General features: G+C 71.1%; 9 protein-coding genes and 1 riboswitch. Of the genes, 4 read left to right on the top strand and 5 right to left on the bottom strand.

Going from position 1 to position 15,741, the window contains the following annotated elements; genetic code table 11:
* Window positions 1-6 precede the first annotated feature (6 nt).
* The gene (locus ACK41C_RS05765) at window positions 7-432 is read right to left on the bottom strand and encodes a YkvA family protein (RefSeq protein ID WP_409651391.1); all 426 of its coding nucleotides are present in this window, start codon (window positions 430-432) and stop codon (window positions 7-9) included.
* Window positions 433-489: 57 nt separating this feature from the next.
* Here ACK41C_RS05765 and ACK41C_RS05760 point away from each other — a divergent pair, with 57 nt between their 5' ends.
* A complete protein-coding gene (locus ACK41C_RS05760) occupies window positions 490-1,272 on the top strand; it encodes an SDR family NAD(P)-dependent oxidoreductase (protein ID WP_409651390.1) in 783 nt (260 codons plus the stop codon).
* A 120-nt stretch (window positions 1,273-1,392) separates the two neighbouring features.
* Complete coding sequence (locus ACK41C_RS05755) at window positions 1,393-3,735, top strand: PAS domain-containing protein (protein WP_409651388.1); 2,343 nt, start codon at window positions 1,393-1,395, stop codon at window positions 3,733-3,735.
* 4 nt (window positions 3,736-3,739) lie between these two features.
* On the opposite strand, the gene ACK41C_RS05750 is transcribed toward ACK41C_RS05755, so the two are convergent.
* On the bottom strand, window positions 3,740-5,197 hold the full coding sequence (locus tag ACK41C_RS05750) for a helicase HerA-like domain-containing protein (protein WP_409651385.1): 1,458 nt from the start codon (window positions 5,195-5,197) through the stop codon (window positions 3,740-3,742).
* 244 nt (window positions 5,198-5,441) lie between these two features.
* On the opposite strand from ACK41C_RS05750, the gene ACK41C_RS05745 reads away from it, so the two are divergent.
* Both ACK41C_RS05745 and ACK41C_RS05740 read left to right on the top strand, forming a co-directional pair.
* Window positions 5,442-6,530 carry an AI-2E family transporter gene (locus ACK41C_RS05745; RefSeq protein ID WP_409651383.1) on the top strand — a complete coding sequence of 363 codons (1,089 nt, stop codon included), beginning with the start codon at window positions 5,442-5,444 and terminating at the stop codon, window positions 6,528-6,530.
* A gap of 192 nt (window positions 6,531-6,722) precedes the next feature.
* Window positions 6,723-11,573, top strand: a complete 4,851-nt coding sequence (locus ACK41C_RS05740) for an NAD-glutamate dehydrogenase (RefSeq protein ID WP_409651381.1) — start codon at window positions 6,723-6,725, stop codon at window positions 11,571-11,573.
* Between the two features lie 48 nt (window positions 11,574-11,621).
* Here ACK41C_RS05740 and purH read toward each other — a convergent pair whose 3' ends face one another.
* From purH to rpe, 3 genes are all read right to left on the bottom strand, one after another.
* Complete coding sequence (purH, locus tag ACK41C_RS05735; protein ID WP_409651379.1) at window positions 11,622-13,235, bottom strand: bifunctional phosphoribosylaminoimidazolecarboxamide formyltransferase/IMP cyclohydrolase; 1,614 nt, start codon at window positions 13,233-13,235, stop codon at window positions 11,622-11,624.
* A 25-nt stretch (window positions 13,236-13,260) separates the two neighbouring features.
* A riboswitch (ZMP/ZTP riboswitch) is annotated at window positions 13,261-13,342 on the bottom strand.
* Between the two features lie 28 nt (window positions 13,343-13,370).
* Entirely contained in the window at window positions 13,371-15,071 is a 1,701-nt protein-coding gene (locus tag ACK41C_RS05730; protein WP_409651376.1) for a heparinase II/III family protein, read from the bottom strand.
* A gap of 4 nt (window positions 15,072-15,075) precedes the next feature.
* Window positions 15,076-15,738 (bottom strand): ribulose-phosphate 3-epimerase, encoded by a 663-nt coding sequence (gene rpe, locus ACK41C_RS05725; RefSeq protein ID WP_409651374.1) that lies wholly within the window; start codon window positions 15,736-15,738, stop codon window positions 15,076-15,078.
* Window positions 15,739-15,741 lie beyond the last annotated feature (3 nt).

Genomic DNA, 15,741 nt, shown 5'->3' with positions numbered 1-15,741 from the left:
CGGCGCTCAGCCCTCCCGCCGCATCTCCTCCAGCGCGCGCTCGGCGGCTTCGCGGTGACGCGGCTTCAGGTTCCTGCCGACCAGGGCCAGCATGGCCGCGACGACCGCCGCATCGTCGGTGAAGCCGACCACCGCCAGCACGTCGGGGATCGCGTCGGTCGGCAGGACGAAATAGGCCAGGCCGGCCATCATCAGCGCCTTGGCGGTCGTAGGCGTCGCCGGATCGCGTGCGCAGAACCATACCGCCAGGGCGTCGCCGGCGAAGGGGACCTTTGAAGCCACCCTGCGGATCTTCGGCCAGAAGCCGCGGGCGACCCGCTGCTCGTTCACCCGCACGGTGGCGGGAACCAGCGCCTTCTTCGGGTCCAGCGCCTCGGCGGGATCGAAAGCGCCGCCATTGACGTGGGGTGATGCTTTTGAGTCGGCGCTCATCCGGTTAAAGCCTCGAACGACAAAGCCACTCTAGACGAGAACGGGAGCCAAGCGTCCATGAAACTCGATTCCTCCGTCGCCGCGGTCGTCACCGGCGGCGCCTCCGGCCTCGGCGAGGCCACCGTGCGCGCCCTCGCCGCCCAAGGGGTCAAGGTCGCCATCTTCGACATGAACGAGCAGAAGGGCGAAGCGGTCGCCAAGGAGGTGGGCGGCGTCTTCTGCAAGTGCAACGTCACCTCCGAGGAAGAGGTCGACGCGGCCTTCGCCAAGGCCCGGGCCGCCCACGGCCAGGAGCGCATCCTGGTCAACTGCGCCGGCACCGGCAACGCCATCAAGACCGCCAGCCGCGACAAGCAGACCGGCGAGACCAAGCACTTCCCGCTCGACGCGTTCAACCTGATCATCCAGATCAACCTAGTCGGCACCTTCCGCTGCATCGCCAAGTCGGCCAAGGGCATGCTGGACCTGGAGCCGCTGGAGGACGGCGAGCGCGGCGCCATCGTCAACACCGCCTCGGTGGCGGCCGAGGACGGGCAGATGGGCCAGGCGGCCTATTCGGCGTCGAAGGGCGGCGTGGTCGGCATGACCCTGCCCATCGCCCGCGACCTGGCCGGCGACGGCATCCGCGTGAACACCATCCTGCCGGGCATCTTCAACACCCCGCTGATGCAGTTCGCGCCGGAGGCGGTGAAGCAGGGCCTGGCGGCCTCCGTGCCGTTCCCCAAGCGCCTGGGGAACGCCGAAGAGTACGCCCAGCTGGCGCTGACGATGATCACCAACGGCTACTTCAACGGCGAGGACGTGCGCCTCGACGGCGCGATCCGGATGCAGCCGCGCTGAGGGCCGGTAAAAGCCTTCCCCGGGACACCGAATCCCGGGGGAGGTCGCGGTAGAGCTTTACCTTTCGCGCGATTGGGCATTCCGTAGGGTGCGGAACTCCCAAGGGGCGTCGTTTCCGAGATGATTGGCCGCTGGGCCCAGCGCTTCACGACCTCGGTCGAAAACCCGGTCGCCGGCTTGGCGATCGCCTTGGGCGCGGTCGCGATGGCCGCCGGCCTGCGGACGGCGAGCGGCATGACCGGCCCCGGCTCGCCCAGCTTCATGTTCTTCTTTCCCGCGGTGCTGCTGGCCACCCTGGTCGCCGGCGCTCGCGGCGGCCTGCTGGTCACGGCGGCCAGCACCATCTTCGTCGCCGCATTCTGGATCCGCGACAGCGCCCCGGCCGGCTTGGATTCCGCGGCGGTTCTCCAGCTTGTGTTGTTTCCCTTAAGCGCGGCGGTGACGGTTCTGCTGGCCACCGCAATCCGCATTGCGGTTCGACGGGGCGTGGCGGCCGAGGAGCGCTTCCGTATTTTCCAGGAACACGCGCTGGACGCCTTTGTGATCCTCGAGCCCCTTCGCGAGAGGGGTGAGATCGCCGATTTCGTCTGGAGCTACGCCAATCCGGCGGCCGAGCGCATGGCGCCCGCCGCTTCGGGGGGCTTGCTGGGGCGCAAGGTGCGCGACCTGTTCCCCGACGAGACGGGCGAGGACATGGTCGCCCGCTACATGGCCGTGCTAGCCGCCGACGGCCCCGACGATGTCGAGGTGCGGCGGATCATCGACGGCCAGGAACGCTTCTTCCGGTCCAGCGCGGTGCGGCTCGCCGATGGCGTGGCGGTGACCTTCCGGGACGTCACGGCGCAGCGGCGATCGGAAAACGCCCTGCGCGAGGGTGAGGCCCGGGTCCGGGCCCTGATCGACGCCCTGCCCCAGCTGATCTGGTCCAACCGACCCGACGGCCATTGCGACTACCTCTCGCCGCAGTGGATCGACTACACCGGCGCCCCGCCCGAGCGTCACCTGGGCTGGGGCTGGATGGAGGCGGTGCATCCCGACGACCGCGATGTCGTCGAGGCCGCCTGGAAGCAGGCGGTCGACGGCGCACTGCCCTTCGATGTTGAGTATCGGCTGCGCCGGGCCGACGGCGCCTGGCGCTGGTTCAACGGCCGCGCCAGCGCCCTGCGCGACGAGACCGGCGCAGTCCGGCGCTGGTTCGGCGTCTCGACCGACATCACCGAGATCGTCGAAGCCCGCCACAATCTCGAGGAACGGGTGGCCGAACGCACCCGGGCGCTCGAGGCGAGCCTGGAGGAGCGCGCCCGCGCCGAGGCGGCGCTGACCCGCGCCCAGCGGCTGGAGACCTTGGGGCGGCTGACCGGCGGCGTCGCCCACGACTTCAACAACCTGCTCACCGTGGTGATCGGCGGGCTGGACCTGATCCTGAAGCACGCGGCCGATCCGGGCCGGGTGCGGCGCCTGGCCGAGGCCGCGCTCGCCGCCGGCCGCCGCGGCGAGCGCCTGACGCGCCAGCTGCTCGCCTTCTCCCGACGGCAGGAGCTCTCCCTGGAAGTGGTCGACCTGGCCGCCCTGATCGAGCAGATCGAGCCCCTGCTGCGCCGCGCGGTGGGGGAGTCGGTGGAGCTGGTCGTGGATTGCGAGGCCGCCCCGGCCACCAGCCGCATCGATCCCGCCCAGTTCGAGGCCGCCCTGCTGAACCTGGTGGCCAACGCCGCCGACGCTCTGCCCGGCCGCACGGGACGCGTGGAGATCGCCCTGGGGCGGGTGAGGCTGGCCGAGGACGAAGTCCGCGGCGCCGCGCCGGGAGACTATCTCCGCCTGGCGGTGACCGACGACGGCGAAGGCATGAGTCCGGAGACTCTCGAACGCGCCTTCGAACCGTTCTTCACCACCAAGGACGTCGGGGCCGGGACGGGGCTGGGCCTGGCGCAGGTCTACGGCTTCGCCGGACAGGTCGGCGGCGCTGCGGCCCTGCGCTCGGCGCCCGGCCAGGGCACGACCGTCAGCCTCTACCTCCCCTATGCCCCCGAGGCGGCCAGGAGCGAAGCCGTGGAGGCCGCGCTCGATCTGCCGGCCGCCCGGGGGGCGCGGGTGCTGCTGGTGGAGGACGACGCGGCCGTGCGCGCCGTCACCGAGAGCATGCTGACCGAGCTCGGGTGCCAGGTGGTTTCGGCCCCCGACGGGCGCCAGGCCCTGGCGCGGCTCCAGTCCGGCGAAAGCTTCGACCTCCTGATCACCGACGTGGTGATGCCCGGCGGCATGAGCGGGGTGGAACTGGCCCGCACGGCGCGGACGCGGGACCCGCTGATGCCGATCGTGCTGACCACCGGCTATGCGGGCGAACGGCTGGACGAGGAGCCGGACGGTCCGGCCTGGCCCATCCTGCGCAAGCCGTTCCGCGCCGAACAGCTGGGCGCGATCCTTCGGGGCGCCTTGAAGGCCCGCACGCCAGTGGCTGGATAGGACCTCAGCGGCGCTTCAGGCTGCCGAGCACGCCGCGCATGATCTCCCGTCCTATCGTGCTGCCTGCCGTGCGCAGCAGCGACTTGGCGAAGGCCTCGCCCATGCCCTGACGGTTGGACGCCCGCGGCGCCGCGGGGCGGCGCGGCGCTTCGGCAGCCTCCGGCGCAGGCTTGGCCGCGGCGACCTGAGCGGCCCGGGCCTGCAGGACTTCGTGAGCGCTCTCTCGATCCTGAGAGCGGTCGTAAAGCCCCCGCACGGGACTTGCAGCCGTGACCTGGGCGCGCTCCTCCGGCGTCAGCGGCCCAAGCCGCGAGGCCGGCGGCCGCACCAGCGTCTTCTCGACCATGGTCGGCGCGCCCTTCTCGTCCAGCACCGAGACCAGGGCCTCGCCGACGCCGAGCTCCTGGATGGCCTGGGCGGTGTCGAAGGCCGGATTGGGCCGAAAACTGGCGGCGGCGGCGCGCAGACCCTTCTGCTCCACCGGCGTATAGGCCCTGAGCGCGTGTTGGATGCGGTTGCCGAGCTGCCCCAGCACCGTTTCCGGGATGTCGGCGGGGTTCTGGGTGACGAAATAGATCCCCACGCCCTTGGAGCGGATCAGCCGCACCACCTGCTCGACCTTCTCCAGGAGAGGCTTGGGCGCGTCGCGGAACAAGAGGTGCGCCTCGTCGAAGAAGAAGACCAGCCGCGGCTTCTCCGGATCGCCCACCTCCGGCAGCTCCTCGAAGAGCTCGCTCATCAGCCAGAGCAGGAAGGTGGCGTAGAGCCTGGGCGAGGAGATCAGGCGATCGGCGGCCAGCACGTTCACATAGCCGCGGCCGGAGCCGTCGGTCCGCATCAGGTCGGTGAGTTGCAGGGCCGGCTCGCCGAACAGGCCGCCGGCCCCTTGCGTCTCCAGCACAAGCAGCTTGCGCTGGATCGTCGCCACCGTGGCGGTGGAGACATTGCCGTAGCGCGCGCCCAGCGCCTTGGCGTTCTCCGAGGCGTAGGTCAGGGCTGCCTGAAGATCCTTCAGATCGAGCAGCAGCAGGCCCTCGTCGTCGGCCGCGCGGAAGACGACGTTGAGGACGCCTTCCTGGGTGTCGTTCAGCTCCAGCATCCGCGACATCAGCAGCGGCCCCATCTCCGAGATGGTGGCCCGGATCGGGTGACCCTGCTCGCCGAACAGGTCCCAGAACACCACGGGCGCGGCCGCCGGGTTCAGCGGCAGATCCATGCTCGCAGCGCGAGCCAGCATCTTCTCCCCCGGCGCGCCGGGCGTGGCGATCCCCGACAGGTCGCCCTTCACGTCGGCGGCGAAGACCGGGACGCCGGCGTCGGAGAAGCCCTGGGCCAGGATCTGCAGGGTCACCGTCTTGCCCGTGCCGGTCGCCCCCGCGACGAGGCCATGGCGGTTGGCGCGGTCGAGCCTCAAGATCTGCGGATGATCGGACTTGCCGATGAAGACCCCGGCGTCGGACATACGGCGCTCCCTCGCGTGACTGCCCCGCCAAGCTAGCGGGAAGGCCGTCCAGGCTCCAGCCGCTCAAGCGGACGCAAGGCTCGTGCGAAGATTCTTTCGAGAAAGGGACATAAACCCGCAGTTCATAGGATTTCGGGCAAATCGCTTCCTGACCCTCGGCAAAGCGGGGTAAGGAGCAGCGAGTTTGACGCAGACCGGTCCCGCGCCGACAGTCGAAGGGCCGATCCGCCGACCGGAAACCTCGATGCCGCAGCAAGTCGCCCTTTCCGCCCTTCCGCGGGCCTGCCTCGCCATCCTGGCGGTGATCGCGACGGGCGCGGCGCTCTACTGGCTGGCCGACATCCTCACGCCCGCGGCCATGGCCCTGTTCCTGGCCATCGTCATCGACGGCTTTGCGCGAGTCCTGAAGCGCCGCCTGCCCTGGCTGCCCCAGGCCGCCGCCCTGCCCGTGGCCCTGGTCGCCTCCATCCTGCTGTTCGGGGCGGCGATCTTCGTCGTCGCCGACAACGCCACCAGCTTCTTCGGCCGCCTGATCGCCTATACGCCGCGCTTCAACGAGCTGATCGCCCAGGCCGCCCACCTTGTGGGCGTCGATGTCGCGCCGACCATCGACGAGCTGATCCAGCGTCTCAATCCCACCCGCTATCTCGGAGACGTGGCGCGCGGCCTGCAGAACTTCGCCTCCAACGCGCTCTTCATCCTGGTCTATCTGGGCTTCATCATCGCCTCGCGGCGGACCTTCGAGCGCAAGATGGCCGCCCTCGCCGAGAACCACGGCGGCCGGCGCGAAACCCTGGCGGCCTTCCTGCGCATCCGTCACGGCATCGAACAGTACCTCTGGGTCCAGACCGTCACCGGCCTGATGATCGCCGGCGGGTCCTGGGTCGCCATGGCGGTCATGGGGCTGGAGAACGCCGTCTTCTGGGCGTTCCTGATCTTCATCGCCTCCTACATCCCGATCATCGGCGGCGCGCTGGGCATACTGGCGCCGCCGCTCTTCGCGCTGATCCAGTTCGAATCCTATTGGCCGGCGCTGATCCTGCTGGCGGTGCTGCAGGGCATCCAGTTCGTGGTCGGCAACATCGTCCAGCCGCGGATGCAGGGCGAGAGCCTGAACATCGACCCGGTGGTGGTGCTCCTGTCGCTGGCGCTCTGGGGCAAGCTCTGGGGCGTAGCCGGCATGTTCCTGTCCACGCCGCTCACCGTCATGGCCATGGTGATCCTGGCCCAGTTCGAAAGCAGCCGCTGGCTCGCCATCCTCCTCTCGGCCGACGGATCGCCGGTGAAAGCCCGCCGCCGAGGCCGTCACGCAAGCGTGAAACCGCAATCCTAGACCCGGGGTCTTCAACTTGGCCTTTCAGTTCCTATCTCCTGTCCGTTCGGGCTTGTCCCGACCTCAAGGCGGCCACAGCCCCCGCGCCGGCCGCCGCGAGCCCCGAGCGTTCCACCCTCCCCCCCACGGTGGAACAACGCGCCGCCGGACTCTCTCCTCCGGCGGCGTTCTCGGTTGGAAGGGGGGCTTCTGATGCCCACCGCCTCTCCCTTCGCTCGCCGCCTCGTGGAGGCCTTCGCCGCCGCCGTCGGCGAGGACACGCCGGCCGCCCGGGCCTTCGCCGTCCAGGCCGCCGAAGACGCCGTTCCCGAAGAACTGCCCGAACTTTCCCCGGAAGCGCTCGCCGCCCAGCTGGCCGACTTCTGGCGCTTCGCCGCCGAGCGGCCGCGCCCCGGCCCGGTCATGCGCCTGGCGCCCGTCGAGGGCGCGCCGGGCCTGGAGCGCCTGGAGATCCTGCAGGACGACGCGCCGTTCCTGGTCGACAGCGTGATGGGCGAGATCGCCGACCAGGGGCTTTCGGTCCGCGCCATGTTCCATCCGGTGGTCGAGACGCCCCGCGACGGCGGCGGCCGGCGCCATGCCGCTGGAACCCCGCGCCGGGAATCCATGATCCAGGTGGTGCTGGAACGCGTCGGCGCCGACCGCGAGGCCCAGTTGACGGCCGGGCTGGACGCGGCGCTGGCCGACGTGCGCGCCGCCGTCGAGGACTTCCCGGCCATGCTCGACCTGATGGCGCGCAGCATCCAGGCCCTGGAGGCTGCGCCCGGCCACCCCGCCCGGCCCGAGGAGCTGGAGTTCCTGCGCTGGCTGCGCGACGAGCACTTCGTCTATCTCGGCGCCCGGGTCTACGAGTATCCGCGCCTGGCCGACGGCGGCTATGCCCCGGAGGAGCCGCTGTTCCAGCCGCAGGACGGCCTGGGCGTGCTGCGCGATCCCACCCGCACGGTCCTGCGCCGCACGTCGGAGCCGGCCGTCCTCACGCCCGCCATCCAGGCCAGCTTGATGCGCGACCGGGTGACCGTGGCCAAGTCCAACCTGCGCTCCCGCGTCCACCGGCGCGGCTACGCCGATTACGTGGGCGTCAAGACCTATGGGGCCGACGGCAAGCCGTCGGGCGAGGTGCGCTTCGTCGGCCTCTTCACCGCCGAGGCCTATGACGAGCCGGCCCACGCCGTGCCGCTGATCCGCGAGAAGATGGCCCGGGCGTTGGACCGGGCCGGCAAGGGCCCCAGCAGCCACAACGAGAAGCGCCTGCGCAATATCCTGGAGACCTATCCGCGCGACGAGCTCTTCCAGGCTACCGAGGACGAGCTGCTGGACGCCTCGCTCGCCGTCCTGCACCTGCTCGACCGGCCGCGGGTGCGGATCCTGGAGCGGAAGGATCCCTTCGACCGCTTCGCCTCGATCCTGCTCTACGTGCCGCGGGAGCGCTACGATTCCCAATTGCGGATCCGCGCCGGCGAGCTGCTGGCCGAGGCCTATGGCGGACGGGTTTCGGCCTACTATCCGAGCTTCTCCGACAGCCCGCTGGCCCGCGTCCATTTCATCATCGGCTTCACCCCCGGCGCGCACAGCCAGCCCGACCTGCGCGCGATCGAAGCCGACATCTCGGCGATCGCCCGCACCTGGCAGGACCGCTTCGCCGCCGCCGTGCGCGAGAGCGGCCGCAGCAACGCCGAGGTGGCCCAGGTTCTGGCCGACTACGGCCACGCCTTCCCGGCCGGCTATCGCGATCACTACGACGCGGCCGAAGCCCTGCACGACCTGGCGGTGTTCGAGACCCTGCAGGAGGACGAACCCGTCCGCGTGCGCGCCTACCGCCGCGAGGGCGACCCCAAGACGCGCTTCCGCTTCAAGCTCTACCGGCCCGGCGAGCCCGCGCCGCTGGCCGACGTCCTTCCGGTCCTGGAGAACATGGGGCTGAAGGCCATCGTCGAGACCGGTTTTCCCGTCTCGCCGGCCGGCCGCAGGTCGATCTTCGTCCACGACTTCGAGTTGGACGACCCGCGCGGCGAGAACCTGATCTTCGAGGAGGTGAAGTCGGCCTTCGAGAACGCCTTCACCGCCGTCTGGACCGGCCGCACCGAGAACGACGGCTTCAATCGCCTGGTCCTGGAGCTTTCCATCTCCTGGCGTGAGGCGGCCCTGGTCCGGGCGCTGGCCCGCTACCGGCAGCAGTCGGGCCTCGACCCGACCCAGCGGGTGCAGGAGGAGGCGCTGGCCAACCATCCGGCCGTGACCCGGCTGATCCTCGACCTTTTCCGCACGAAGTTCGATCCGGCGATCCGGGCGGATGTGGGCGTGCGGCGCGAACAGGCCGCGGCGGTGATGGCCGAGATCGTCCAGGCCCTGCAACGGGTCGAGAGCCTGGACGACGATCGCGTCCTGCGGCGCATGGCGCTGCTGGTGGGCGCGATCGTGCGAACCAACTACTATCAGGCCGGGCCTGACGGGGAGCCCAAGCCCTATATCAGCTTCAAGGTGGCGTCGGGCGAGCTTGCCGACCTGCCGAGGCCCCGGCCGTTCCGCGAGATCTTCGTCTGGGCGACCCACGTGGAGGGCATCCACCTGCGCTTCGGCCCCGTGGCGCGGGGCGGCCTGCGCTGGTCGGACCGCCGCGACGATTTCCGAACCGAGGTGCTGGGCCTGGTGAAGGCCCAGCAGACCAAGAATGCGGTGATCGTGCCGGTCGGCTCCAAGGGCGGCTTCTATCCCAAGCAGCTGCCCAAGGGCGGCGCGCCGGACGCCGTGCGGGCCGAGGGCGTACGCGCCTACACCACCTTCCTCCAGGGCCTGCTCGACATCACCGACAATCTCGACCCCGCCGGTCAGGTGGTGCGGCCCGAAGGCGTGATCGCCCACGACGGGGACGACCCCTATCTGGTGGTGGCCGCCGACAAGGGTACGGCCACCTTCTCCGACATCGCCAACGGCATCGCCGAATCCTACGGCTTCTGGCTGGGCGACGCCTTCGCCTCGGGCGGATCGGCCGGCTACGACCACAAGGCCATGGGCATCACCGCCCGCGGCGCCTGGGAGGCGGTGAAGCGCCACTTCCGCGAGCTCGGCAAGGACATCCAGCGCGAGCCGTTCACCGTGGTCGGCGTCGGCGACATGTCGGGCGACGTGTTCGGCAACGGGATGCTGCTATCGGAGCAGATCCGACTGCAGGCGGCCTTCGACCACCGGCACATCTTTCTGGACCCGGACCCGGACCCGGCGACCTCCTACGCCGAGCGCAAGCGGATGTTCGATCTGCCGCGCTCGTCCTGGGAGGACTACGACCGCAAGAAGATCTCCAAGGGCGGCGGCGTCTTCGCCCGCAGCCTGAAGTCGATCCCGATCAGCCCGCAGGTGGGCGCCATGCTGGGGATCGAGGCCGAGGCCGTGACCCCCGACGAACTGATGAGCGCCATCCTGAAGGCGCCGGCCGAGCTGCTCTATCTCGGCGGCATCGGCACCTATGTGAAGGCGCGGCCCGAAGGACACGCAGAGGTCGGCGACAAGGCCAACGACGCGATCCGGGTCAACGCCGAGGACCTGCGGGTCAAGGTGGTGGGCGAGGGCGCCAATCTCGGCCTGACCCAGGCCGGGCGCATCGCCTTCGCGCTGGCCGGCGGGCGGATCAACACCGACGCCATCGACAATTCCGCCGGCGTCGATTCCTCCGACCACGAGGTCAATATCAAGATCCTGACCGGGACCTTGGAACGCAACGGCGTCCTGGACCGCAAGGCCCGCGACAAGCTGCTGAAGTCGATGACCGACGAGGTGGCCGAGCACGTCCTGAAGCACAATTACGATCAGACCCTGGCGCTGTCGCTGATGCAGCTGGACGCCCCCGGCGAGCTGGAGCCCCACGCCCGGTTCATGACCGAGCTGGAGGCCAGGGGCCGGCTGGACCGCGCGGTCGAGGGCCTGCCCGACGCCGGCGTTCTGGCCGACCGCGCCAGGGCCGGCCGCGGCCTGGCGCGCCCGGAGGCCGCGGTGCTGCTGGCCTATGGCAAGCTGGAGCTGAAGCGCCAGATGGGCGAGAGCCCGGTGGCCGACGATCCCCACTTCGAGGCGGCGCTGGAGGGTTATTTCCCGAAAGCCGTTCGCCGCTACGACGAGGCGCTCGGCCGGCACCGGCTGCGGCGGGAGATCATCGCCACCGTGGTCGGCAACGATGTGGTCAACCGCTGCGGCCCGTCCTTCCCGCAGCGGCTGATGGCGGCGGCGGCCTGCGACGTGACCGCCTTCGTCACCGCCTATGAGGCGGCCAAGGCGGTGCTGGACCTGCCGGCGCTCTGGAAGGCGGTCTCGGCGCTCGACGCCCGCATCCCCGACGAGGTTCCAGCCTCAGGCCAGATGGCGCTCTACCGGCGCCTGGCCGCCACCCTGCGCGGGGAAACCTTCTGGCTGGCCCGGCGCGCGGGGCGCATGGAGGGCGGGGTCGAGGCGCTGGTCCGGCGTTACGGCCCCGGTGTCGCGGCGCTGAAGAAGCTGGCGCCCGACATCCTTTCCCCCGTCGACCAGGCGCTCGTGGAGGCCCAGGTGAAACGCCTGACGGACGCGGGGGCCCCCGCAAACCTGGCCCGCCAGATCGCCAATCTCCAGCCGCTCACCGTCGCCGCCGACCTGGTGGACCTGACCGAGAGCGCCAGCTGGCCGCTGGAGAACGTGGCCCGCCTCTATCACCGGGTCGGCGAGGCGTTCGCCTTCGACCGCCTGCGGGCGGCCGCCGGCGGCTTCGCAGCCGGCGACACCTTCGAGCGCACGGCCGTGCGGCGGCTGGTGGAGGACTTGCTGGCCGAACAGGCCGCCGTCACCCGCGGGGTGATGGCCTTCGCCGGCAAGGACGAGGCGGGCGAAAGCAGCGCGGCGGCCAAGGCGGCGGTGGAGTCCTGGGCGGCCCTGCGACGCGAGCCGGTGGACGCCGCCCGGCGGGCCATCGAAGAGATCGAGGCGGCCTCCGGCCCCTGGACCTTCGCCAAGCTCACCATCGCAAACGCCGCCCTGCGAGAGCTTGCAGCGTCGGAAGCGGCGAAGAAGCGGCGGTAGGAACCGACCCTCTCCCGCGGTGCGGGAGAGGGGACTCATACGCCTCGGTCAGTGACGGAACACCCGCACGCCGGTGAAGGCCATGGCCAGCCCCGCCGCGTCGGCGGCGGCGATCACCTCGGCGTCCCGGATAGAACCGCCGGGCTGGATCACAGCGGTGGCGCCGGCCTCGGCGGCCTGAAGCAGGCCGTCCGGGAAGGGGAAGAAGGCGTCCGAGGCGCAGGCCGAACCCTTGGCCAGGGAGTGCGGCAGGCCCGCGGCCTCGGCGGCTTCGGCTGCCCGCAGGGCGGCGATACGGGCCGAGTCCCTGCGGTTCATCTGGCCGGCCCCGATGCCGGCGGTCTGGCCGTCGCGGGCGTAGACGATGGCGTTCGACTTCACGTGCTTGGCGACGGTGAAGGCGAACAGCATGTCGCGCACCTCGGCCTCGGTGGGCTGGCGCTGGGTGACGATCTTCAGATCGGCGGCGGTGACATGCGCCGTATCTCGGCCCTGCACCAGGAAGCCGCCGGCCACCTGGCGGAACAGATCGCCCGGCGCGCGGGGATCGGGCAGGCCGCCGGTGAGCAGCAGGCGCAGGTCCTTCTTCTTCGCGAAGACGGCGATGGCGTCCTCGTCCGCCTCGGGGGCGACCACCACCTCGGTGAAAATCTTGACGATCTCGCGGGCGGCGGCCGCGTCCAGGCGGCGGTTGACCGCCACGATGCCGCCGAAGGCCGAGACCGGGTCGCATTGCAGCGCCCGTTCGTAGGCGGCCTTCAGATCGGCGCCCAGCGCCACGCCGCAGGGATTGGCGTGCTTGATGATGGCCACGGCCGCACGGTCGGCCGGGTCGAACTCGGCGACCAGCTCCAGCGCAGCGTCCGTGTCGGCGATGTTGTTGTAGGAGAGCGCCTTGCCCTGCAGCTGGCGGGCGGTGGCGACGCCGGTGCGCGGGGTCTCGTCGGCGTAGAAGGCCGCCGCCTGATGCGGGTTTTCCCCATAGCGCATGGTCTGGACAAGCTTGCCCGCAAAGGCGCGGCGGGTGGGGGCCGCCTCTTCCAGTTCGCGCGCGAACCAGGCGGAGATCGCCGCGTCGTAGGCGGCGGTGCGGGCGTAGGCGCGAGCGGCCAGGCGCTTGCGCAGGGAAAGGCTGGTGGCGCCGTCCGCCTTCAGCTCCGCCAGCACCTCCTCCAGGTCGGAAAGCTCCGTGCAGATCGCCACATAGCCGTGGTTCTTGGCGGCCGAACGCACCATGGCCGGCCCGCCGATGTCGATGTTCTCGACGCAGGCCTCGAAGCCGCCGCCCTTCGCCACAGTCGCCTCGAAGGGATAGAGGTTCACATAGACGATATCGATCGGGCCGATGCCGTGCTCGGCCATGGCCTTTGCGTGATCGGCGGCGTCGCGCACGCCCAGCAGGCCGCCATGCACCACCGGGTGCAGGGTCTTCACCCGTCCGTCCATCATCTCGGGGAAGCCGGTCAGCTCAGAGATGTCCTTCACCGGGAGGCCGGCCTCGGCGATGGCCGCGCGGGTGCCGCCGGTGGAGACCAGCTCAACCCCCAGCTCGGCCAGGGTGCGGGCGGCGTCGACCAGGCCGGTCTTGTCGGAGACCGAGATCAGAGCGCGCTTCGGCGCGACCTTGTCTGGGGCGGGCGGGAAGTCGGGGGCGGCGGGCACGGCAGTCTCCTGGTCGGAATCACGAGGAAATTGCCCAGGCGAGCGGCATATGGGTTCCCGCGCTCCCCGGTGGTCGCCCACCTTCATCGCCAGTCACGCGAGACGCCGCCGCTCTAGGCCCGCAGGCGCGCTTCGTCAATGCGCCGGCGGCCAAGCCTCCGCGGCGGCGAGCTTCCAGCGGATGCGGGCGCCGCCGTCGATCCGCGCCTGGCCGCGCAGCACCACCTGCTGGCTACGGCGGGGTTGGCCGTCGTGGAAATAGACCGAGGTCTCGATGGCCGCGTCAGGCGCGTCGCTGCGCAGCCGCCACCCCGCCTCGTCGTCGGCCGGCCGCAGGAGCACGCTCTTGCCGTCCCGCGCCAGGCTGACCCGCACGTCGGGATGGATGTGGAAGCGGATGGCGTAGGGAATGAAGCGACGGCCGTCCTTCGCCTCGCCCACCGGCGTGAAGCGGTCCTCGCCGCGCAGTTCGTCCAGGGCCAGGTCCAGGAACAGCCGCCGTTCGTGGCGCAAGTGGAACCGCTTGACCCAGCCGTGATGGGCGAGCTCCAACCACAGGGCGCTTTCCGCCTCGTGCCGGCGGGCCTCCACGGCCTCCGGCGCGCCGACGAGCCGGGGACCCAAGGCCTTGGCCAGCACCCCGCGCAGAGGTTCGCCGCAGGGCTGGTCGCCCAGGGTGGCGGTGGACGCCGCATCCGCCAGGCGCAGCGCCTCGGGGCCGGCCGCCTCCGGCGACCAGCCGCTGGCGACGATCATCCGCTGGCACCCGGCCAGCACCTCGAGGGCCATCGGCTGGGCGCAGGCGGTCACGCTCCACGCCCCCGGCGGCGGGGCGGCGGCGTCGGCGAAGACATGCAGCCGCTTGCCGTCCAGGCGCTCATAGCCGTTGCGGCTGGTGGGCGGACGGGCGGTGCGGTCCTCGCTCGCCCTGGCTGCGGCCACATAGGCCGGCCCGCCGGCCTCGCCGCCGTTCAGCTCCGGCAGGGCGCCGTCGGCGAGGGTGAAGAACCGCACCGCCCCCGCCAACCGGTCGAGCGCCCGGGTCATCTCCTCCGGCGCGGCGATCCCGCGCTGGACCAGCGCCTCGTCCAGGGCCTGCAGATCGAAGAGCAGCTCCAGAGCCGCCCGGGGCGAGCGCGAGGCGTGGCCCCCGTCCGGCGCTACGGTCGCGGCGAGCGCGCGGGTGAGTCGCGCGAGGGCCTTGTCGATCAGCTTCTGGCCGGCCGCGCCGCCCAGCACGGTTCCGGCCAAGGCCGCGACGGCGGCGCGCTCGGCCGCCCGCACCGGCCCGTCGATGCCGGACAAGAGGTGACGGGCCTGGCGGGCCAGGTCCAGGGAGATCTGGGCGACTTCCGCATCGGAGGCCCGGGCGCAGATCGGGCGCGCGGCGCAGGCCAGGTTGAAGACCCGCCGCTCCAGCACCTCGGGGCTCCAGGAAAAGGCGTTCCAGCGGCCGAACAGGCGCCGCCATTCGAGAGTCAGGCGCAGGCCCTCCCGCTCGCCCGCCTCGCCGGCGGCCACGAGGTCGCGCATCCACTCGAACCGGTGCAGGGTCGCGGCGAACCGGCGGCTCGGGCTTGGGCGGTCCCAGGGGTCGCCGCCGACCCCGGTCTCCAGCACCGAACCGGCGAAGGCGAACCGTCCGGCGAGGATCCGGGCGCCGGCCTCGGCGTCGGCCGGGCGGGGGTCCTTGGGCGCAGCCGCCAGGCCTTCGGGCTTGGGATGGGCCAGCAGCGCGCGGTGCAAGGGATTGCCCGCCCATTCGTGGGCGACGAGGCGGCGGACGCCCTGGACGAGGGCCCGCGCATGGACGCTGGCCGGAGGTCCGCCGGCCACGGGCCTAGCCGCCCTTCAAGGCGCGGATGTTGTCGGCATAGGCGGACGGCCCGCCGCGGAACACCGCCGTGCCGGCGACCAGGGCGGTGGCCCCGGCAGCGATGCAGAGCGGGGCGGTCTCGGCCGTCACGCCCCCGTCGACCTCCAGATGGATGTCGCACCCGGACTCGTCGATCATCCGCCGCAGGCGCTCGATCTTCTTCAGCTGCGAATGCATGAACTTCTGGCCGCCGAAGCCGGGATTGATCGACATCACCAGGATCAGGTCGATCTCGTCCATCATCCACTGGATGACGCTGGGGTCGGTGGAGGGGTTGAACACCACCCCAGCCTTGGCGCCCAGTTCGCGGATGCGCTTGAGCGTGCGGTTCAGGTGCGGCCCGCTCTCCGGATGCACGCTGATGATGTCGGCCCCGGCCGCGCGGAAGGCTTCCAGGTAGGGGTCGGCCGGCGCGATCATCAGATGCACGTCGAAGGGGATCTTCGCGTGCGGCCGCAGGGCCTTCACGATGTCGGGACCCAGGGTGATGTTGGGCACGAAGTGGCCGTCCATCACGTCCACATGCACCCAGTCGGCGCCGGCGGCCTCGATGGCGCGCACCTCCTCGCCCAGCTTGGCGAAGTCGGACGCCAGGATGGACGGGGCGATGATCGGGGGCGCGGTCATGGC

It is taken from the genome of Phenylobacterium sp. (genome assembly GCF_046290725.1).
GTDB lineage: Bacteria > Pseudomonadota > Alphaproteobacteria > Caulobacterales > Caulobacteraceae > Phenylobacterium.
This window is presented reverse-complemented; position numbering and strand designations above follow the sequence as displayed.

Coding starts and splice junctions, on each gene's coding strand:
- ACK41C_RS05750 (WP_409651385.1), bottom strand. CDS start 5,197: ATGTCCGACGCCGGGGTCTTCATCGGCAAGTCCGATCATCCGCAGATC.
- ACK41C_RS05740 (WP_409651381.1), top strand. CDS start 6,723: ATGCCCACCGCCTCTCCCTTCGCTCGCCGCCTCGTGGAGGCCTTCGCC.
- rpe (WP_409651374.1), bottom strand. CDS start 15,738: ATGACCGCGCCCCCGATCATCGCCCCGTCCATCCTGGCGTCCGACTTC.
- ACK41C_RS05765 (WP_409651391.1), bottom strand. CDS start 432: ATGAGCGCCGACTCAAAAGCATCACCCCACGTCAATGGCGGCGCTTTC.
- ACK41C_RS05745 (WP_409651383.1), top strand. CDS start 5,442: ATGCCGCAGCAAGTCGCCCTTTCCGCCCTTCCGCGGGCCTGCCTCGCC.
- ACK41C_RS05760 (WP_409651390.1), top strand. CDS start 490: ATGAAACTCGATTCCTCCGTCGCCGCGGTCGTCACCGGCGGCGCCTCC.
- ACK41C_RS05755 (WP_409651388.1), top strand. CDS start 1,393: ATGATTGGCCGCTGGGCCCAGCGCTTCACGACCTCGGTCGAAAACCCG.